Source organism: Herbaspirillum hiltneri N3, assembly GCF_001267925.1.
In the GTDB taxonomy this organism is placed as follows: Bacteria; Pseudomonadota; Gammaproteobacteria; order Burkholderiales; family Burkholderiaceae_D; genus Herbaspirillum; species Herbaspirillum hiltneri.
This window is the reverse complement of the sequence record NZ_CP011409.1, coordinates 2,623,740-2,644,215: the sequence shown is the minus strand read 5'-3', so window position 1 is coordinate 2,644,215 and position 20,476 is coordinate 2,623,740. Positions and strand designations below refer to the sequence as shown.

The following is a 20,476-nucleotide window of genomic DNA, read 5'->3' as shown; positions in this document are numbered from 1 at the left end:
CCTCATTTGGCCATCTTGAACAGCGTGAAGAAATTTTCGGTGGTGTGACGCGCCACTTCTTCCACCGGGATGCCGCGCAAGTCGGCGATGAACTCGGCCACATGTCGGACCAGGCCCGGCTCGTTGGTCTTGCCGCGATACGGCACCGGCGCCAGGTACGGCGAATCGGTTTCGATCAGCATGCGTTCCAGCGGAATCGTACGCGCCACTTCCTGCAAGGCCTTGGCGCTCTTGAACGTGACGATGCCCGAAAAGGAAATGTAGAAGCCCAGTTCGATCGCCGCGTCCGCCACTTCCTGCGATTCGGTGAAGCAATGCATGACGCCTGCAGCGCCGCCCGCTTCCGGATTCGCACCTTCTTCGCGCATAATGCGGATGGTGTCTTCCGAGGCGGAACGGGTATGGATGATCAGCGGCTTGCCGGTAATGCGCGACGCGCGGATATGCGTACGGAAACGCTCGCGCTGCCATTCGAGGTCGCCCTGCAGGCGGTAGTAGTCGAGACCTGTTTCGCCGATGGCGACGATGCGTGGATTGTCGGCCAGTTCGACCAGCTGCTCCACGCTCGGCTCGGGCGTGTCCTCGTAGTCGGGATGCACGCCGACCGAGGCGAAGATGTGCGGATACTGTTCCGCCAGCGCCAGCACTTGCGGAAACTCGGGCAGATTCACCGATACGCACAAGGCATGGCTAACGCGGTTCTCGTCCATCTTGCCGAGGATATCCGGCAGGCGTGCGACGAGTTCGGGAAAATTGATATGGCAATGGGAGTCGATATACATGATGGCCGCTATTTTACGCCATCGCACCGCCGCAGGCCTTGGCGGGCGCTGCGCCCGCGAGCGTCAATGCCGCAGGCGGCGCACGCCGATCACCACGCCGGTCAGGCTCAGCGCCAGCCCGCCCAGGCTCAGCAGGATCAGCGCGATGTCCCACCATGGCCGGCTTGACAGCAGCACCGGCAAATCCCAGCTGTGCAGGAAGGCGAACAGCCAGCGCTTCACGCGTTGGGTCCTGTCCAGTTTGCCCAGCAGCACGCCGGTGACGGGATCGATGTGGACCCAGGTCTGCGCCGCATCGGCATAACGCAGGCGCAGTACCGGCAAGGGATGGCGCATGCCGCCCATCATGGTGTGCGCCTCCCGGCTGTAGTAATAAGCATCCTCGCGTTGCAGCAGCTCGCTGCCGGACAGCGGCGCATCGACCAGCTTCACCGCCGCACCCATGATTTGTTCTTGTGGAACGGCGTCCATGACATGGCGTGCCGACACATCGATCATGCGCGTGCGCCCGGCGCCGTTGACGGCGATCAGGTAAGGCTTGCCGTCCAGCATGTGCCAGCGCAATTCGCGCGCTTGCCACGACGGCGACAAGAGTGTCAGCGCATCGCCGCTGCCGAGCGGCCAGCTAGCCGGATCAAGCGTGGCGCCGGCATAGGCGCGCCGGTTCAGATCCCCGCCGTCGCCCTTGAACAGTCCCCACGGATTCATCGACATCAGGCCGCTGAATACCCAGGTCAGCGTGATGCCGGCGAACGCCAGTCCGGTCAGGTGATGCCAGCGCATCACCGGCTCGCGGTACGGCGTCTTCGCGCCGGAACGGAAACGTCCGCGGAAACGCCAGCGCCAGACGCCGATCACGCTGCCGCTGACAGCCACCAGCACGCCCGCCAGCGACAGGTAAATGACGATATGGCTCCACGCGCCGTCGAGCGGACCGCCGCGAAACGCATACAGCCAATGTAGCCAGGCACCGGCGTAATTCCACACGCGTTCGGTATGCGTCGCCTTGCGCACGACCTCGCCGGTGGCGCCGGAAACGTAGAGCAAGGTCTGCTCCGGATCGTCCATCTGCAGGCGACGCAGCGGCCGATGCATGTCGAGTCCGCGGGTGTGCGTCCAGGTATCTTCATCGACGCGGTCCAGGTGCGTCGCCGTAACGCCCGGCATGAAAACGCGCGCCGCCGCCAGAGCATCCGTGACGCCGATATCGGTGACGGCGGCACCGCTGACCGCATCGACCGCGACGATCTTCTTGCCGATGCCGAACTGGTATTGCGGCCGTCCCGCCACGCTGGTCAGTACGATGGACGACGGCCGCGCGTCAGCAGGCAATGCACGCGCCGCCAGGCCGACCGCGATGCAGCATTGCCGGACGTCGAGATCCGGCAAGCGCGCCAACCGCTCCGACTGCGTCAGCTTGGGATAGCCGACATACATCATCACCACACCGCTGACGAACCACAGCAGCATGAAAAGACAAGCGACGATGCCGAGCCAGCGATGGATCAGGAACAGCCAGCGTTTCGCGCGCTGCATGTTCAGAAATTCGCCAGTACGGCGACTTCAAACGTGCGCGGCGCGCCGAGATAGAACATCGGCGTGGAAGTGATGTTGTCCGCATAGACCTTGTCGGTCAGGTTCTTGACACGCGCGGTGATGGTCGCCTTGTTGAGCCTGCGGCTGAGGCTGGCGCCGAAAATTGCATAGCCCGGCGCGCTCACGGTATTGGCGGTATTGCCGTACACCGATGACACTGCGCGGGCATCGAAGCCGGCGTTCCAGTCCGGCAGGAAGGCATAGTCCAGCCACAGATTGGCGACCCGCGCCGGCGTGTTGGTCGGGCGATTGCCTGCGCGTGAGACCGCTGCCCCACCGACGCTTTCGGTGAAGTTGTCGTACTGCGCTCGCACCAGCGACAGATTGCCCTGCACGCGCAAGCTCTTTACCGGCCGCACGCCGAACGCCAGCTCGATGCCGCGTGACGATTGCTGGCCGACCGGCACGGTGACGTTGGGATTGCTTGAGTCGGTCACCGCCAAGTTTTTGCGCGTGATGGCGTAAGCCGATATTGTCGCGTTGCCGCGGCCGTCCCAGAAGTCGAACTTGCTGCCGGCTTCGACCTGATCGCCCGTGGTCAGGTCGAAATTCCTGACCTGGCTGAAGTTGGCGGTGGTCAGCACGCCGGCCGGCGGATCGGCGGCGGTGCTGTATTGCACGAACAGGTTGGCGCTCGGCGTGACATCCCACACCAGCCCGGCGCGCGCGGTGGTCGGGCGATAGGTGTTCTTGAAATACGCCGGATCGGTGGCACTGGCGGTGCGCAAATTCTCTACTTCCAGTTCGATGCGATCATGGCGCAAGCCGGTCACCAGTGCCAGGGAGGGCAACAGCCGCGTGCGGTTTTCGAGGAAAGCGGCAATCGTGGTGACGCGGTTGCTGCGATCCGGCACAAAGTCGGCGGTCATGCCGGGAATCGAAAAGAAAGACTCGGTGCTGAAATCGAGCGGATTGACGCTGCTGATCGGACCGGCCACCGTGCGCGGAAAGCGCGTCATCCGGTTGACGCTGTAGTCGACGCCGCCGGCCCACTCCGATTCGAGTGAACCGAGCCGGCCGCGATGCTGCCATTCAAATCGATTACCCGTCAGCTCCTGATCGTGCCGCTGCAGGAACGCCGATGAGCGCACCACTTGCGTGTTGGCGGCGTTGTAGCGATAGACCTCGACGTTGCGGTAGTCGCGCAAGGCATCGTAGTGATAAAACGTATTCCTGAACGAGGTCTGATCGGACCAGCGGTAATTCACGATGGAGCGGAACCACTCGACGGTTTGTTCGTACACGCCGTCATTGGCGTTGTAGTTCTTGAAGCGCGTGGCCGGATCGATGCGGCCGGTCCCGGTCGTCGGATTCAGCAGCGGCGTGCCCCAGTAAGGACGATCGACGTGTTCCTGCTGATATTCGTAGGCGAGCGTGTGCGAAAGCTGCGGCGTGATGTCGGTCAGCAGCGACAAGGCGCCGCTCAGCGCGCGGCGCCGCTCGCCGTCGACATAGCCGTCGCTGCCGCTGCGGCTGAGGTCGATGCGCAGGTAGTTGACGACGCCCTGCCCGTCGTCGGCGCTCAGTTTGCGGTTGAGCCCTGCCGCCGCCACCGATGAATTGTTGGAGCCGTAGCTGCCATACAGCTGTGCCAGGTCGCCGTCGCGATTGGCCTGCTTGGTGATGTAGTTGATTGCCCCGCCAACCGAACCGGCGCCGTGCACAAAACCGGAGGCGCCGCCGACCGCTTCCACGCGATCATAGATCCAGCTGTCGATGGGCCGCGCCGCGATCGAGTCGTATTGCACGGTGATGCCGTTGAACAGCTGGGTGATCTGCGATGCCGAAAAACCGCGATAGGAAACAAACCCGGCCTGTCCCGGCGGCGCCGAGGCGGTCACGCCTGGAATGCCGCGCAGGATCTGTTGGGTATCGCCGGCGCCGCGCGCCTCGATCGCGGCGCGGTCAATGATGCTGATGCTGCCCGGGGTGTCGCGCACGCTCAGGCCGAGACGGCTGGCGGTGGAAGCGCGCTGGTCTAGCGGAAGTTTTTCATTCGGCTCGTCGCGCGTGTCGCGCACTTCGATCGTCTCGAGCACGTCGCTTGCCGCGAAGCTTGCGCCGCTGCACAAAGCGAGAGCCGCGATGGCGATCGCGCGCCGCGACGGCAATGCCGCCAACTGCCGGAAAAACTTCCTCACTATGGTTCCCCCATGGAATAAAGGGGGCCATGCTAGAGGCTCAGGTGCTGCTTGGGAATGCGACAGATTGTCGCAGCGCGCGGATGGCCGCGAGCTTGCGCGCTATTGCAAGCTCAGTGCTACTTGGCGACGGGACGTTTCGCCAGCTTGCGCTGCAGGGTGCGGCGATGCATGTTCAGCGCGCGCGCCGTAGAGGAAATATTGCCCTGGTTTTCAAGCAGCACGCGCTGGATGTGTTCCCACTCGAGGCGCTCGACCGACAAGGGTGCGGCGGCATCGGCGCCGGCGGGATCGATGGACGCATCGTTGGCGCTGTGCTCAAGCGCCGACAGGATGGAATCGAGATTGGCCGGCTTGGCCAGATAGTTGTCGGCGCCGGCCTTGATCGCCTGCACCGTGGTGGCGATGCTGGCGTATCCGGTCAAGACCAGCAGACGCGCATGCGGCAGTTTTTCACGCAGCGGCGCGATCCACTGCAGACCCGAATCCCGCTGCAATTGCAGGTCGATGGTGGCATAGGCGAATTCGGTCTCGGCGGCGGCCTTGAGCGCATCTTCGCCGCAGTGCGCGACGGTCGCCGAGAATCCCCGGCGCGACAGCGAACGCGCCAGCGTAGAGGCAAACACGTCGTTGTCGTCGAGGATCAGGAAAGCGGCGCTCATGTTTTTTTCTGGTTGGGAAGAAGACGATCGGGTGCCATCAACGGCAAGACCAGCGTTGCGCAAGCGCCTCCGGCGTTGGCGGTGGCGAGCGTCAGTTTTCCGCCCATCTGCCGCGCCGTGGCGAACGCCAGCATCAAACCGATCCCTTTGCCGCCGGTGCTGCTGCGTACCGGTTCGTAACCGAGCCGCTTGAGCAACTCGGGCGCGATGCCAGGGCCGTCATCGGCGACGCGAATGATAGCTGAATTCGCGGCCGGGTTCGCAACAGCATCTTTTTGCAGACTCAGCACCACGTCGACTTTACCGTTTTCAGCGACCGCCTGGGCGGCGTTGTCGAGCAGGGTCTGCATAATCTGGCCGATCAGTTGCTGGTCGCACGCAGGCGACGTATCGGGCAAATCCGGCGCGCCTTGCGGCAAGGTCAGGCGGATGGAAATCGCCGGATGGCGCAGGCGCCACGTATCGACAAAATGCCGCAGCCAGTCGCTCAGGCCGAGCGCTGCCGCCGCAGCTGTCCGCCGCACCTGCACGTCCATCCCCATGCGATCGAGCGCCGTCTTGCACACGGCGATCTGTTCCTCCACCACGGCCAGATCGTCGCGGTACATGGTCAACGCATTATTGCGCCCGGCCTCGATGCGCAGCTCGCCCGCGATTACCGCGACGGTCGCCAGCGGCGTACTCATTTCATGCGCGGCGCTGGCGGCCTGCGTGCCGAGCGCAACGATGCGCTCATCCTGCAATTGCTGTTCGCGCGCCCGCGCCAGTTGAGTGTCGCGTGAACGCACCGTGGCCGACATGCGCGTGACGAACCAGGTGATCAAGGCTGCCGACATCACGAAATTCACCCACATCCCGGCCAGGTGATATGCCATGGCCTGGTCCTGATCATGGATGTGCAGCGGCCGATACAGATACGTCAGCGCCGAATAGCAGACGAGCGAATACAGAGCCAGACCGAAGGCATAGGGAGACGGCAGGACCGCTGCGGCCACGGCCAGCGCCGGCAAGTAAAAGGACACGAAGGGATTGGTCGCACCGCCGGTGAAATACAGCAAAGCCGACAAGGCGGTGACGTCGATACAGAGCTGAAAGAACAATTCCGGCTCCCGCACCGGCTGCGCCAGGCGCATGCGCCACCACGTCAGGCCGTTGAACACCAGCATCAGCCCGAGCACGATGCACAGCGGCGCCAGCGGCAGGCTCAGCTCCATGCCATAGATGGCGCCGGCCACGAGCAAAGCCTGCGCCAGCGTCGTCACGCAACGCATCCAGAACAGGCGCAACAGCAGCTGATGCTGCGACAAAGGGCGGGAAAGGGAAAGAATCGGCATGCAGGGATTATATGCCCCGGCCCCCAATACCTCTTCGCCTGATAAAAATGACAAAGCCACCGAAATTTAAAATGAGAATGCAAATAATAACGATTATTAATTATAATTTGAATACTCCCTTGTATTCGTTCATTTATCCAGCCTTCCATCCAGAGGATCCCATGCAATACCGACTCACCCCTATCGCCGCCGCATTGGCGCTCGCATTCATTGCTCCCCTGACTTATTCGTTGCCGGCCGGTGCGCAAACCGCGCCGGTCCAGAGCGACGCCAGGCCGGACCAGGCATTGCCGTCGGTAACCGTCAACGCGTCGGCCGATGCGTCCTCCGAAGGTTTGCCGCCTGCCTATGCAGGCGGCCAGGTGGCGCGCGGCGGTCGTGTGGGCTTTCTGGGCAACAAGGATTTCCTGGAAACACCGTTCAACAGCATCGCCTATACCGAGCAACTGATCAAAGACCAGCAAGCCAAGGGCGTCGGCGACGTACTCCTGAATGACCCGACCATCCGCGTCACGCGCGGCTACGGCAACTATCAGGAGTCGTACATGATCCGGGGGTTCATCACCAACTCGGACGATCTGGCCTATAACGGTTTGTACGGCTTGTTGCCGCGCCAGTATGTAGCGGCGGAAATGCTGGAGCGCGTGGAAGTGTTCCGTGGCGCGAGCGCCTTCCTCAATGGCGCCACGCCAGGGGGCAATGCCATCGGCGGCACGATCAATCTGTTGCCCAAGCGGGCGTCATCAGAGCCGACGACGCAATTCACTGCGGGCATCGAGTCGGGCGGCCAGACTTATATGGCCGCCGACATCGGCCGCCGTTTCGGTCCGGATGACCGCCTGGGCCTGCGCCTCAATGCCGTGCGTCGCGCCGGCGGCACTGCCGTCGACAATGAAAACCGCGAACTGAACATGGCGACCATCGGCGTCGACTATCGCGGCAACGGCTTCCGCCTGTCGGCCGACCTCGGCCTGCAGGAATACAACCTGAGCGCGACCCGCCCCAGCGTGCGCATTGCCACTGCGCCGGCCGGTTATGTTCCTTCAGTGCCGGGCGCATCCACGAATTATGGCCAAAAATGGTTTTACTCAAACGAACGCGACCTGTTCGGCACCGTGCGCGGAGAGTGGGACCTGGCGCAAGACGTGACGTCCTGGTTCGCGCTGGGAATGCGCCAGGGCACGGAGAACAACAGCCTGGCCACGCCCAACGTGAACGCCGCCAATGGCAACTTTACCTCCAACCGCTTCGACAATTCGCGTGAAGACTATGTCTGGACCGGCGAAGTCGGTATCCGCGGCAAGTTCGCCACTGGCGCCTTAAAGCACTCGGTAAGCGCATCCGCCTCCAGCTACTGGCAGGATTCGCGCAATGCCTACGCCATGTCGACGAACGTGGCCACCACCGGCAATCTGTATTCGCCGGGCAGCTCGGCACAACCGGCGTTGAATTTCTTCGGCGGCAGTCTCGCCAACCCTCAAACCACGATCAAAACACAACTGTCGAGCATCGCGCTGGCCGATACGCTATCGGTGCTTGAAGACCGCCTGCAACTGACGCTGGGCGGACGCTATCAGCGCCTCAAGACGATCAACTACGACTTCAACACCCATCTGCAAGGTGATTACTACAACAACGGCACCGTCACGCCGGTGGCCGGCCTCGTCTACAAACTGACGAAGGAAGTGTCGCTGTACGGCAATTACATCGAAGGTCTGCAGCCCGGCACCAAGGTCTCGGATACAACCGCCACCAACTTCGGCGCGATGCTGGCACCGTACAAGTCGAAGCAAAAGGAAGTCGGCGTCAAATATGATGCCGGCAAGATCGGCCTGACCGTTGCCGTGTTCAGCATCGAGAAGCCAAACGTCATCACGGTCGGCCCGGCCGCCGCGCCAACCTATACCGCCAGCGGCAAGCAGGAAAACAAGGGTGTGGAAATCGGCGCCTTCGGCGAACCTGTTCGCGGCTTGCATCTGCTGGCCGGCCTGACTTTGCTGGACGCGAAGCAAAAGCGCACGCAAAACGGCATCTACGACGGCAAGGACGCCATCGGTACGGCAAAGACCATGGCCAACGTCGGTGCAGACTGGGATATCCCGGGCGTACAAGGCCTGTCGGTCAGCGGCCGCGTGATCTACACCTCGAAGCAATATGCCGATTCGGCCAATACGCAAGGGATTCCTGCATGGACCCGTCTGGACGTGGGGGCGCGCTACATGACCGACATCGGCGGCAAGGCGGTAACCCTGCGCGGCGGCATCCAGAACCTGGCGAACCGCAGCTACTGGGAATCGGCGGGAGGATCTTCCGCCCTCGGCTACCTGGTGCAAAACGCACCGCGCACCTTTGTCACCTCGGCCTCGATCGACTTCTGATCGCGGCAAACGGAGTCAAAAAAGGGAAGCCATCGCTTCCCTTTTTCATTTCCGGTTCGCTGCAGCGTCCTGCAATCGCAACGCGGGCGCTCAAGCCACCCGTTTCCCCAAGATCACCAGATCGCGCTCCACACCATCCAGCGTCGCCACGCGCGGCATGTTGGCCCAGCGCTCGAAAGCGAAGGCCTCGAACAGCTTCAGGCTCGGCTCGTTATGGCCGAACACGAATCCCAGCAGCGTATGCACCTTGATCGACGGCGCGAAGGCGATGGCCTGTTCGAGGAAGTAGCGTCCAAGGCCCTGGCCGCGCGCTTTTTCATGCAGGTAGACCGACAGCTCGGCAGTGCCGGCATAGGCCGGACGGCCGTAGAAATTGGAATACGACAGCCAGCCGATGATCTCGCCGTCGCGTTCGGCGACCCATAGCGGGCGCTTGTCGGCGGTGTGCTCGTCAAACCAGGCCTGGCGCGATGCCAGGGAGACGGGTTCGGTATCGGCGGTAACCTGACGCGATGCGACGGTGCTGTTGTAGATGGCGACGATGGCGTCGAGGTCTTGCTGGCGTGCCAGGCGATGAGTGTATGCGGTGCTCATGACGAAGTTTCGGTTAGTGCGGGTAAAAGTGACGGCGGCGCTCGCACAGAACGCCGCTGCCCGGCTCAGGCAAACAGCGAAGAATATTCGATCAGCATTTCTTCGATGAACAGCCGCGCCGACAAGGGATGGTCGGCAATCGCGCGGCGGTCGTTGGCGGCCTTGAGCGCGGCGGCGATGGTGACCGTGTCGATGCGTCCGCTCAGGGCGCCGAGCTCCTTGCTGTAGCGCGGATAGTAGCGGATCGGCCCGCCTGACTTCAGCGCGAACAGATCATACAGCCAGCGCTGCTGCCAGCCGACCAGTTCGGCTACCGGCGTTTTTTGCAGGCGTTCGGCCGTCTTCAGCGCGACATCGATACCCGGATGGCACAGCGAGCGCAGGAATTCATCCATGACTTCGCGACCATCGCCCTGCGAGGCGTTGAACGCCGCCAGCGGCGCCCCGCCCTGCTCCGACAGCCAGACATCGGCGTCCTTGACGTTCTGCTGCTTGAGCCAGGCCAGGCCGTCGTCATGCGACGGCAAGGCCAGTGCGAACTTGCGGCAGCGCGACAGGATGGTCGGCAGCAGACGGTCAAGCCGGTTCGAAACCAGCAGGAACATGGTGTTCGGCGGCGGCTCTTCCAGCGTCTTCAGCAGCGAGTTGGCAGCGGCGGTATTGAGCGCCTCGGCCGGATACAGCACCACCACGCGCATGCCGGAGCGATGCGTCGATACGTTCATGAAATCAGCCAGTGCGCGGATCTGGTCGATCTTGATTTCCTTCGATGGCGTCTTGCTGGCCTTGGCGGTCTTCTTTTCTTCGCCGTCGCCGTCATCGCCGCCCTCTTCGCCGTCGAGGATTTCCGGACGTACGCGACGATAGTCGGGATGGTTGTATTGCGAGAACCAGCCGCACGAGGCGCAAGCGCCGCAGGCATGGCCATCGGGCTGCACGTCTTCGCATAACAGCGATTGCGCAAAAGATTCGACGAAATCGGTCTTGCCTATGCCTTCGGGGCCGTAGAACAGGATCGCGTGCGGCAGGCGTGCACGCAGCTGCTGCAATTGCAGCCAACTGTCTTCGAGCCAAGGGAAAACGGTATTGCTCATGCGGGTTCAGTCATGGGTAGTGGGCGTCAGACCGCGTCCAGCAATTGCGCGATTTCCTGCTGGATATCGGCAATGGCGCGGGTCGAATCGATGACGCGGAAACGCTGGGGGAATTGCGCCGCGCGGCGCAGGTATTCGGCGCGTGTGGCGGCGAAGAAATCAGCCTTCTCCTGTTCGAACTTGTCCAGCGTGCGCTCGGCATCGAGACGGGCGCGCGCCACTTCCAGCGGCACGTCGAACAACAGCGTGAGGTCCGGCTGCAGATGGGGATGCACCCATTGCTCAAGCGCGTTGAGCTTGTCGAGCGACAGGTGGCGGCCACCACCCTGATAGGCGAAGGTGGCGTCGGTAAAGCGATCGGAAATCACCCAGTCGCCACGCGCCAGCGCCGGCTCGATGACTTGCGCCAGGTGTTCGCGGCGGCCGGCGAACATCAGCAGCGCCTCGGTTTCGAGATGCATCTTCTGATGCAGCACCATCGCGCGCAGGCTCTCGCCAAGTTCGGTGCCGCCCGGTTCGCGTGTGGTCACAACCGTCAGGCCGCGCGAGCGCAACAGGTCCGCGACGAAGGCGATATGGGTCGATTTGCCGGCGCCGTCGATGCCTTCGAAAGTAATGAATTTGCCAGATGCCATGGGATTCTTGATGGTCGTGATGATCGGTCCGAACGAAAAACCAGCGCAGCTTGGTTGCAGCTGAATTAACGCTGATACTTGTTGACCGCCTGGTTATGCTCGCTCAGATTGCTGGAAAAATGACTGGTACCATCGCCGCGCGCCACGAAGTACAAGGCTTCGGTCTTGTCGGGATTCATGGCGGCCGCCAGCGATGCCGCTCCCGGCAGCGCGATCGGCGTGGGCGGCATGCCTTTGCGGGTGTAGGTATTGTACGGCGTGTCGGTCAGCAGGTCGCTTTTGCGAATCACGCCCTGGTAGCGCTCGCCCATGCCGTAGATCACGGTCGGATCGGTCTGCAGCAGCATGCCTGTCTTCAGGCGGTTGACGAATACGCCGGCAACCATGCCGCGCTCCGACTTCTGGCCGGTTTCCTTCTCGACGATGGAGGCCATGATCAGGGCGTCGTAAGGCGTCCTGTACGGCAAGGACAGCTCGCGCTTGCTCCAGGCCTCGTTAAGCCGCTTGCTCATGAGCATGAACGCCTGGCGGTAGATCTGCATGTCGCTGGCGCCTTTGGCGAACAGGTAGGTGTCCGGGAAGAACAAGCCTTCCGGCGCGGCGAACTCGGTGGTCAGCTTGGCCAGCAATTCAGCGTTGGACAGCGTTGCGGTGTCGTGCTTGAGTCCCTTGTGGTCGGCGATGGCCTGGCGCATCTGGCGGAAATTCCAGCCTTCGATGATGGTCAGCGACTCTTGCGCGAACTCGCCGCGCACCAGCTGATCAAGCAGGCGCAACGGCGTAGCGCCCGGTTTCAGCTCGTAACTGCCTGCCTTGATGCGGTTGCCCTTGCCGCTGCCGCGCGCCAGCAAGGCGAACAGCACCGGATTGACCGGCGCGCCGGCATCGGCGATCTGCTGGGCGGCGCCGTTGATGCCGGCGCCGGGGGTAATGGTGAATTCGACCGGTTTCTGCCCCTCTTCGATGATGGGCTGGCTGAGCCAATAGGCGGCTCCGCAGGCAGCCAGGACACACAGCAGGACGAGGGTATTGAATATTTTTTTCATTGAAAAAGCAAAATCAGTGCAATCCGACGCGCTTTTTCAAGCGCCACTATAATCGAGGCATCAATGATAATCGCTGTTAGCCCAGTAACCTAATTTATGACCGATCCGACCCCGGCACGCTCCGCGTGGCACACCTTCCTGGACCAGCAAGGCTCGCATCTCCCTCCTGAGGCAGGCGCCGCGCTGCCGGACAATTTCGTCGCTGCGCTGAACGACCTCGGCCTGATTTCGCTGACCGGTGACGACGCCGCATCCTTCCTGCATAACCAGATTACCAACGACGTCGAAAAGCTCGATCTCGCCAGCGTACGGCTGGCCGGCTATTGCACGCCCAAGGGCCGCCTGCTGGCAACCTTCCTGATGTGGAAGGACGCCGGCCAGATCGTGCTGCAACTGCCGCGCACGCTGCAACCAGCGATCCAGAAGCGCCTGCAGATGTTCGTCCTGCGCGCCAAGGCCAAGCTGGCCGATATCAGCGAGCAGCGCGTCACGCTGGGCCTTGCCGGCAACGCCGCCGCCACCGCCTTGCAGCAATGGTTTCCGCAACTGCCGGCGCAGCCGTATGGCAAAACCGACAACGAACACGGCACCTTGCTGCGCGTCGCCGACAGCCGCGGCGCCCCGCGTTTCCAGTGGATCACCAGCGAGGAACAGGCGATCGCCGCCTGGCCGGCGCTGACCCAGAAACTCGCTGTCGCCGGCGCCCAGGCCTGGCGCCTGAGCGACATCTACGCGGGCGTCCCGACGATCACGCAACCGACGCAGGAACAGTTCGTGCCGCAGATGATCAATTTCGAGCTGATCGGCGGCGTCAATTTCAAGAAAGGCTGCTACCCCGGGCAGGAAATCGTTGCGCGCAGCCAATACCTGGGCAAGCTGAAACGGCGCAGCGTACTCGCGCTGGTCGCTGACGGGCAAGTTGCCGCAGGTGCTGAGGTATTTTCCAGCGAAGATCCGGGCCAGCCTTGCGGCATGGTGGTCAACGCCGAGCCGGCCGGCGCCGGCAATTCGGCCTGCCTGGTGGAAATCAAGCTGGCTGCGGCCGAATCCGGCAGCATCCATCTGGGTAGCGTCGACGGCCCTGCGCTGCAGTTGCAGGCACTACCGTACGAATTGACGGACCCGCAGTAAGCGGCCTCTGCGAAACAAACGACCGGAGCCCGTCGATGGATCTTTATATTTATTACCGCGTGCCGGTCGGCAAATCGGCGCAGCTTGAGCAGCAGGCGGCGGCATTGCAGGCGCGCTTGTCGCAACAGCACCAGGTCGCCACCGAACTGAAACGCCGGCCACAGGACAAGGACGGCATGCATACGTGGATGGAGGTCTATCTCGATACGCCGGATGGCTTTGAAAGCATCCTTGAGGAAGCGCTCACAAGCTCCGGCTTGCCCGCGCTGATCGATGGGCAGCGCCACACCGAATATTTCCTGGATTTTTCACCATGTGCCTGATCATTTTTGCGTGGAAAGTCATCCCCGGCATGCCGCTGATTGCGGCAGCCAATCGCGACGAGTTCTACAACCGCCCGGCCAGTGCCGCCGGCTGGTGGGAAGACCAGCCCGACATCTACGCCGGCCGCGATCTGCAAGCCGGCGGCACCTGGCTCGGCGTGACGCGCAACGGCCGTTTCGCGGCGCTGACCAACGTGCGCGCACCGACCGAAAAACGCCCGGATGCACCCACGCGCGGCAAACTGGTGTCGGACTACCTGGCAGGCACGCTCACCCCGGAACAATACATCGAGCACATCCGCGCCGGCGCCGGCCAATACAATGGCTTCAACCTGATCGTCGGCGATCGCGAAACCCTGCTTTGGTACTCCAACAAGGGCGATGAAGACCCGCGCAACGGCAAACCGCTCGGCTACGGCGTCTACGGCCTGTCCAACGCCCTGCTCGACACGCCCTGGCCCAAGCTCACCCGCGCCAAGGCGCAATTCGCCAGCTTGCTGTGCCAGGGTGCGCCGGAAGAAACCTTTTTTGAACTGCTCAGCGACAGCACGCGGGCCAACGATTGCCGCCTGCCGAGCACCGGCGTCAGCCAGGAATGGGAGCGCATCCTCTCCTCCATTTTCATCTGCTCGCCCGAGTACGGCACTCGCGCCTCCACCGTCGTGCGTGTACCCATCGTCGGCGAACCGGTCCTGAGCGAGCATGTATCTGACCCGGTGACCTCCTGCCAGTCGCCACCTGCAACCGAGCCGCAACAAAAGAAATCACCCTGCAAACTCAAGCTCAAGCTCGAAGTTGAACGCCCGGAAAGCCCCAGCTGAAGCGGCCTCCGGTGCAAAAACACTGCAATTATCACCAAAACGAATATCTGATATTTGAGAAATAAAGTAGATGGTTTTTGTGCGGAGCATTAAAGTTGTACCTGTCTCCTCCAATTTCCTCCTTAAAGAATTGGATTTAAGCCCGCACCTTCAGGTCGCGGGCTTTTTTTTTCGCCGCTCCGGTTTGCCACCTCCGCGCAGACCGTATTCCACCGCTTCCCCGCCCTGAATTCATGCTGCACTGCAGAATGACTAATCACGTCAAACGGAACACAATAGCTTCAAATAAATCCAGTCCTCAAGAGGCTGCGAGGAGACCCGGACCCGTAACGTGCCCCCATTCGTTATGGGTCTTTTCTTTTGTGCGGCCGATGGAAATAAAAAAGCGGCGAGACCGTCAAGTCTCGCCGCTTTTTTTGCGCCGCCCGGCTCAGCGGGCAGCGGCAACATCAATGGTGGATCTTCGCTTCCGTGCGATCCAGGACTGCTTCAGGCTCGTTGGCCTCTTCCGCCGTCTCATTGTTGAGCTGCGCATGCAGACGCTTCTCATCGAGCTCATTGCTCCATTTCGCCACGACGAGGGTCGCCACGCCGTTGCCGATGGTGTTGGTCAGCGCGCGGGCTTCCGACATGAAACGATCGATACCGAGGATCAGCGCCAGACCTGCGACCGGCACGTGGCCCACCGCCGACAGCGTCGCCGCCAGCACGATGAAGCCGCTGCCGGTAATGCCCGCCGCGCCCTTGGAAGTCAGCAACAGCACCGCCAGCAAGGTCAGCTCCTGCGTCAGCGTCATCGGCGTGTTGGTCGCTTGCGCGATGAACACGGCCGCCATGGTCAGGTAAATCGCGGTGCCGTCCAGATTGAACGAATAACCGGTCGGGATCACCAGGCCGACCACGGTCTTCTTGGCGCCCAGGTTCTCCATCTTGGCCAGCATGCGCGGCAGCACCGATTCCGACGACGAAGTACCCAGGACGATCAGCAGTTCTTCCTTGATGTACTTGACGAACTTCCACACGCTGAAGCCGTGCAGTCGCGTAATGATGCCAAGGATGACGAAGATGAAGAACAGGCAGGTCAGGTAGAACGTGCCCATCAGCTTGCCCAGCGACAGCAGCGAACCGACGCCGTACTTGCCGATGGTGAATGCCATCGCGCCGAATGCGCCGATCGGGGCAGCCTTCATGATGGTGCCGACGACCGAGAACAGGACGTGCGAGATTTTTTCGATGAAATCGAACACCAGCGTGCCGCGGCCGCCGAACTTATGCAGCGCGAAACCGAACAGTACCGAAATCAGCAGCACCTGCAACACGTCGCCCTTGGCGAATGCGTCGAACATGCTGGTCGGGATGATGTTCATCAGGAAGTCGGTGGTGCTGGTCATCTTGCCCGGCGCGGTATAGGCAGCGATGCTCTTGGTGTCGATCGTGCTCGCATCGATGTTCATGCCTGCGCCCGGTTGCAGCACGTTGACCAGGATCAGGCCGACGATCAGCGCCAGGGTGCTGACGACTTCAAAGTACAGCAGCGCCAGACCACCGGTCTTGCCGACCTTCTTCATGTCTTCCATGCCGGCGATGCCGAGGACGACGGTGCAGAAGATCACCGGTGCGATGATCATCTTGATCAATTTGATGAAGCCGTCGCCGAGCGGCTTCATCGCCTCGCCCGACTGCGGATAGAAGTGGCCCAGCAGCACGCCGATGGCAATTGCCACCAACACCTGGAAATAGAGGGATCTGTAAAGCGGCGTTTTGGCGGCCATTGCGGTTCTCCGTTTATTATGAAATCTGGGAAACAGTCAGCAGTCGACGTCGCAAGTTTCAAACACGGGATGAGTCGCTGCGGGCGCAAGTATGCCCGACCGGCATACCGCTAGATATTGTGGGAAACCACAACAAAAGACAATTTATTTCCTTCGGGGAATTGCATGCCGCCATCCTTGCAGCAGCGCGGCCGCGTACCGGAAAACAACAAAAAACAGGGAATGCGGGCAAGTACGAGAGCCGTCCTTGCCCTGTGCCGGGGCCGGTGCTTGGGCCTATTCAGCCCAATGCAGCGCGCATGTGGATGTGGGGAATGCCGGCTTCCATGAACTCGGCGCCCTCCTGGGCGAAACCGTGGCTGCCGTAGAAGGAGGCTGCGTGCGTTTGCGCATTCAGCACCACCTCGCGGTCGCCACGCGCACGCGCAGCCTCCATCAGCGTCTGCAGCACGCTGCCGCCAATGCCCTTGCCGCGGCCGCTCTTGCGCACGGCCATGCGACCGATGTGACCGTCCGGCAGCAGACGACCGGTCGCCACCGGCACGCCGGCGGCGTCGTAGGCGACGGCGTGTACGCATACGGCGTCCATTTCGTCCATTTCCAATTCGGCCGGAACGTTTTGCTCCACGACGAAGACTTCATTGCGGATTACTGCGGCGTCCTCGCGCAGCACGTCCCATGCGGCGACCTTGATGTTGTAGCTCATGTCTGGAATCTCTGTTGTTCAGGTGATATCAATGATCCGTGTCGGTCACGACTCGTGCGTCAGCTTCTTGGCAATGTCGATGCGCTTGATCGCCTTGAAGGTGCCCATCGCCTTGGCGACCAGCTTGTCGCCGTTCCACAGCCCGGCTTCGCAAAAACACATGGTCGTCGAGCGATGGTAGGCGATGCCCTTGGCAACGATGGTTTCGCCTGCCTTGCCCGCCGGCAGCAGAAAGCTGGTGCTCATGTCGACCGTGGCGGAGGACTTGGCGTCCGGGATCGCGGTACGCGCCGCCAGCCCCATCGCGACGTCCATCAGCGTCATCGAGATGCCGCCCTGCGCGACCTCCCAGCTGTTCATGAATTCGGGACGCAGCAGCAATGCCATGGTGGCCTTGCCGTCGCCGTATTGCAGCACTTCCACGCCCAGGCTTTCGAGGTAAGGATTGCCGTTGGCGAATACTTCGGTTAAGGAATGACTCATGTCGGTATCGGTCTCCGGCGCGCTCAGACTTCGTAGTCCATGCATTGGCGACCTTCGCGGATCGCCCCGATGAACGGCTTGATGGCGATGTGATCCGGATGGTCCTGGTAGGCGTCCAGCGCCGCCTTCGATTCGAACTCGGAATACAGCACCACGTCGTAAGTCGCTTCCAGTCCCGGTTGCGCCAGCGCCGCTTCGAACTTCAGGATGCCGGGCACCAGATTCTTGCAGCCGTCCAGCAGTTCCTTCATTTTGCGCGCGTTGGTCGCCTTGTCGCCGCCTTCGGCCTGGTCTTTCAGTTTCCACATGACGATGTGTTTCAGCATGGCGAGTCTCCCGGCAAATAAGCAAAGCCGTAATGATAAGCGAAGGCGGTCCCGGATGCTGCGGGTGCGAGGTTCCGCCGGGCTGATTTCAGAGGGAAACCCCGCGCCGTATTAAAATTCGTCCTTCGTCACTTTTTGAATTGCCGTTGCCGTGATCAATCAACCTGTCGTCATGCTGGACTTCGAAACCACCGGCCTGAGCCCTGCGCAAGGCGCCCGCATCACCGAAGTCGCTGCGCTGCGCATCGTCGACGGCCGCGTGGTCGAGCGTTTCGTGTCGCTGATCAACTGCGGTGCCGAGGTGCCTTACGAAATCACCGCGCTGACCGGCATCACCCAGGATATGGTCGATTCCGCCCCCTCGGTGGAACGTGTATTGCCGGAATTGCTACGTTTCATCGGCAGCGACGCTCTTGCAGCGCACAACGCCAGTTTCGACGCCAAATTCCTTGCAGCCGAGGCCGAACGCCTCGATTTGCAGGCCGGCTATTCCGAACTGGTCTGCTCGCTGCTGCTGTCACGCCGGCTGCTTCCGGGCCTGTCCAGCTACCGCTTGTCGAGCCTGGCCGACAGCCTGGGCATCCGCTTCAGCGGCCATGCCCACAGAGCGGAAGCCGACGCCGAGGTCTCTGCCGAACTGCTGCTGCACTTGAGCGAGCGCCTGCGCGGCCATCACAAATGCGTACGTGTCGACCCCACCCTGCTGGCCGCGATCAACCGCCTGCCCGCCGCCAAAGTGCCGACTTTCCTGCAACAGCAGGCGGCCTGATCGCCATTGCCGGCTGCGCTGCAATGCGGAAAAATCCCTGTAAGCTTATGTAAGTTTCAAGCAAGTCCTGCGTAAGGTTCGCGTCGCACACTCCATCCGTGCACAAATGGCGCCTGCGCAGTTTGGGTCGTCCCGGTCGCCCGTTTGTACATCCAATTACATCAATAAATTTAGGAGACAAGCATGGCGACAGCTTCCACTGCGCACACCATTACTCCCGAAGAGCGCAAAGTCATTTTCGCGTCTTCGCTGGGTACTGTTTTCGAATGGTACGACTTCTATCTGTACGGCTCGCTGGCAGCAATCATCGCCAAGCAGTTCTTTGCCGGCACGGATCCCAACACCGCTTTCATCTTCGCGCTGCTGGCGTTTGCCGCGGGCTTCATCGTGCGTCCATTCGGCGCGCTGGTGTTCGGCCGCCTGGGTGACCTGGTCGGACGCAAATACACCTTCCTGGTGACCATCCTGATCATGGGTGCGTCGACCTTCATCGTCGGCATCCTGCCGAATTACAACTCCATCGGCATTGCCGCTCCGATCATCCTGATCGCCCTCCGCATCCTGCAAGGTCTGGCGCTGGGCGGCGAGTACGGTGGCGCAGCGACCTACGTCGCCGAGCATGCGCCGGAAGGCAAACGCGGTTCGTTCACTGCGTGGATTCAAACCACTGCGACACTGGGTCTGTTCCTGTCGCTGCTGGTGATCCTGGGTGTGCGCACCGCCGTCGGCGAAGCTGCATTTGCCGACTGGGGATGGCGCATTCCGTTCCTGGTCTCGATCATCCTGCTGGGCATTTCCGTCTGGATCCGCCTGTCGATGAACGAATCGCCGGCCTTCCTGAAGATGAAATCCGAAGGCAAGCTGTCGAAGGCGCCGCTGACCGAAGCATTCGGCAAATGGAAGAACCTGAAGCTGGTCATCCTGGCACTGGTCGGCATGACAGCCGGCCAGGCCGTGGTCTGGTACGCAGGTCAGTTCTACTCGCTGTTCTTCCTGACGCAAACGCTGAAGGTCGACGGTCCCCTGGCCAACATCCTGATCGCGCTGGCGCTGTTGCTGGCAACACCGTTCTTCCTGATATTCGGTTCGCTGTCCGACAAGATCGGCCGCAAGCCTATCATCCTGGGCGGCTGCCTGATCGCTGCAGTGACCTACTTCCCGATCTTCCAGGGCCTGACTCACTACGCCAATCCAGCGCTGGAAGCAGCCCTGAAAAAAGCGCCTGTGATCGTCACCGCCGATCCTGCAACCTGCCAATTCCAGTTCAACCCGACCGGCACCAAGAAGTTCACTTCGTCTTGCGATATCGCCAAGGCAAAGCTGTCCGCCGCTTCGGTGAACTATGAAAACGTGGCTGGCGCCCCGGGTTCGGTCGCTACCATCAAGATCGGCGACAAGGTCCTCACTTCGTATGATGCCTCCGGTCTGTCCAAAGAAGATGCTGCAGCGAAGGACAAGGCATTCTCCAAGGAACTGGCTGACGACATCAAGGCCGCCGGTTATCCGACCAAGGCCGATCCTGATCAGATGAACAAGCCGATGGTCCTGCTGCTGCTGTTCATCCTGGTGATTTACGTGACCATGGTCTACGGCCCGGTTGCTGCCGCGCTGGTGGAAATGTTCCCGACCCGCATCCGCTACACCTCGATGTCCATGCCTTACCACATCGGCAACGGCTGGTTCGGCGGCTTGCTGCCGACCACGGCGTTCGCTCTGGTGGCGTACAAAGGCGACATCTACTACGGTCTGTGGTATCCGATCGTGATCGCCCTGGCGACATTCGTGATCGGCCTGCTCTTCGTCAAAGAGTCCAAGGACAACAACATCAACGCCGAAGAGTACTAAAAGCATCAAGAGGGGGAAGCCGGACGGCTCCCTCGCTT

The 20,476-nt window shown here is 61.7% G+C and carries 19 protein-coding genes; 6 read left to right on the top strand and 13 right to left on the bottom strand.

What is annotated here, in order from left to right; all coding sequences use genetic code 11:
- Positions 1 to 2: 2 nt before the first annotated feature.
- The 5 genes from F506_RS12015 to F506_RS11995 all read right to left on the bottom strand — a co-directional run bounded on the left by F506_RS12015 (position 3) and on the right by F506_RS11995 (position 6,515).
- On the bottom strand, positions 3 to 782 hold the full coding sequence (locus F506_RS12015) for a TatD family hydrolase (protein ID WP_053197758.1): 780 nt from the start codon (positions 780 to 782) through the stop codon (positions 3 to 5).
- A 63-nt stretch (positions 783 to 845) separates the two neighbouring features.
- The gene (locus F506_RS12010; RefSeq protein WP_053197756.1) at positions 846 to 2,318 is read right to left on the bottom strand and encodes a PepSY domain-containing protein; all 1,473 of its coding nucleotides are present in this window, start codon (positions 2,316 to 2,318) and stop codon (positions 846 to 848) included.
- Between the two features lie 2 nt (positions 2,319 to 2,320).
- The gene (locus F506_RS12005; RefSeq protein ID WP_235471137.1) at positions 2,321 to 4,519 is read right to left on the bottom strand and encodes a TonB-dependent receptor; all 2,199 of its coding nucleotides are present in this window, start codon (positions 4,517 to 4,519) and stop codon (positions 2,321 to 2,323) included.
- A 119-nt stretch (positions 4,520 to 4,638) separates the two neighbouring features.
- On the bottom strand, positions 4,639 to 5,181 hold the full coding sequence (locus F506_RS12000) for a response regulator transcription factor (RefSeq protein ID WP_053197752.1): 543 nt from the start codon (positions 5,179 to 5,181) through the stop codon (positions 4,639 to 4,641).
- Positions 5,178 to 6,515 carry an ATP-binding protein gene (locus F506_RS11995; RefSeq protein ID WP_053197750.1) on the bottom strand — a complete coding sequence of 446 codons (1,338 nt, stop codon included), beginning with the start codon at positions 6,513 to 6,515 and terminating at the stop codon, positions 5,178 to 5,180. Before F506_RS11995 ends, F506_RS12000 begins: the two co-directional genes overlap by 4 nt.
- 161 nt (positions 6,516 to 6,676) lie before the next feature.
- On the opposite strand from F506_RS11995, the gene F506_RS11990 reads away from it, so the two are divergent.
- On the top strand, positions 6,677 to 8,893 hold the full coding sequence (locus F506_RS11990) for a TonB-dependent receptor (protein WP_053201521.1): 2,217 nt from the start codon (positions 6,677 to 6,679) through the stop codon (positions 8,891 to 8,893).
- Between the two features lie 90 nt (positions 8,894 to 8,983).
- Here the strand turns inward: F506_RS11990 and F506_RS11985 are convergent, their stop codons facing one another.
- The 4 genes from F506_RS11985 to mltG all read right to left on the bottom strand — a co-directional run bounded on the left by F506_RS11985 (position 8,984) and on the right by mltG (position 12,262).
- The gene (locus tag F506_RS11985; RefSeq protein WP_053197747.1) at positions 8,984 to 9,487 is read right to left on the bottom strand and encodes a GNAT family N-acetyltransferase; all 504 of its coding nucleotides are present in this window, start codon (positions 9,485 to 9,487) and stop codon (positions 8,984 to 8,986) included.
- A gap of 65 nt (positions 9,488 to 9,552) precedes the next feature.
- Complete coding sequence (locus F506_RS11980) at positions 9,553 to 10,581, bottom strand: DNA polymerase III subunit delta' (RefSeq protein ID WP_053197745.1); 1,029 nt, start codon at positions 10,579 to 10,581, stop codon at positions 9,553 to 9,555.
- Between the two features lie 26 nt (positions 10,582 to 10,607).
- A complete protein-coding gene (gene tmk, locus F506_RS11975; RefSeq protein WP_053197743.1) occupies positions 10,608 to 11,216 on the bottom strand; it encodes a dTMP kinase in 609 nt (202 codons plus the stop codon).
- Between the two features lie 65 nt (positions 11,217 to 11,281).
- Complete coding sequence (gene mltG, locus F506_RS11970; protein WP_053197741.1) at positions 11,282 to 12,262, bottom strand: endolytic transglycosylase MltG; 981 nt, start codon at positions 12,260 to 12,262, stop codon at positions 11,282 to 11,284.
- A gap of 96 nt (positions 12,263 to 12,358) precedes the next feature.
- Between mltG and ygfZ the strand changes: the two genes are divergently transcribed.
- The 3 genes from ygfZ to F506_RS11955 are packed head-to-tail and all read left to right on the top strand — an operon-like array spanning position 12,359 to position 14,537.
- Positions 12,359 to 13,393 (top strand): CAF17-like 4Fe-4S cluster assembly/insertion protein YgfZ, encoded by a 1,035-nt coding sequence (ygfZ, locus tag F506_RS11965; protein WP_053197739.1) that lies wholly within the window; start codon positions 12,359 to 12,361, stop codon positions 13,391 to 13,393.
- A gap of 35 nt (positions 13,394 to 13,428) precedes the next feature.
- Positions 13,429 to 13,716 (top strand): DUF4936 family protein, encoded by a 288-nt coding sequence (locus F506_RS11960; protein ID WP_053197738.1) that lies wholly within the window; start codon positions 13,429 to 13,431, stop codon positions 13,714 to 13,716.
- Entirely contained in the window at positions 13,707 to 14,537 is an 831-nt protein-coding gene (locus tag F506_RS11955; protein WP_053197736.1) for an NRDE family protein, read from the top strand. The genes F506_RS11960 and F506_RS11955 overlap by 10 nt, the downstream gene beginning before the upstream one ends.
- A 449-nt stretch (positions 14,538 to 14,986) precedes the next feature.
- Here F506_RS11955 and F506_RS11950 read toward each other — a convergent pair whose 3' ends face one another.
- The 4 genes from F506_RS11950 to F506_RS11935 all read right to left on the bottom strand — a co-directional run bounded on the left by F506_RS11950 (position 14,987) and on the right by F506_RS11935 (position 17,824).
- The gene (locus tag F506_RS11950) at positions 14,987 to 16,309 is read right to left on the bottom strand and encodes a dicarboxylate/amino acid:cation symporter (RefSeq protein ID WP_053197733.1); all 1,323 of its coding nucleotides are present in this window, start codon (positions 16,307 to 16,309) and stop codon (positions 14,987 to 14,989) included.
- Between the two features lie 280 nt (positions 16,310 to 16,589).
- Positions 16,590 to 17,015, bottom strand: a complete 426-nt coding sequence (locus F506_RS11945) for a GNAT family N-acetyltransferase (protein ID WP_053197732.1) — start codon at positions 17,013 to 17,015, stop codon at positions 16,590 to 16,592.
- Between the two features lie 45 nt (positions 17,016 to 17,060).
- Positions 17,061 to 17,498 (bottom strand): PaaI family thioesterase, encoded by a 438-nt coding sequence (locus F506_RS11940; RefSeq protein WP_053197730.1) that lies wholly within the window; start codon positions 17,496 to 17,498, stop codon positions 17,061 to 17,063.
- A 23-nt stretch (positions 17,499 to 17,521) separates the two neighbouring features.
- Positions 17,522 to 17,824 (bottom strand): Dabb family protein, encoded by a 303-nt coding sequence (locus F506_RS11935; RefSeq protein ID WP_053197729.1) that lies wholly within the window; start codon positions 17,822 to 17,824, stop codon positions 17,522 to 17,524.
- Positions 17,825 to 17,975: 151 nt separating this feature from the next.
- Between F506_RS11935 and F506_RS11930 the strand changes: the two genes are divergently transcribed.
- Entirely contained in the window at positions 17,976 to 18,593 is a 618-nt protein-coding gene (locus F506_RS11930) for a 3'-5' exonuclease (RefSeq protein WP_053197726.1), read from the top strand.
- A gap of 183 nt (positions 18,594 to 18,776) precedes the next feature.
- Positions 18,777 to 20,438, top strand: a complete 1,662-nt coding sequence (locus F506_RS11925; RefSeq protein WP_053197725.1) for an MFS transporter — start codon at positions 18,777 to 18,779, stop codon at positions 20,436 to 20,438.
- Positions 20,439 to 20,476: the final 38 nt, after the last annotated feature.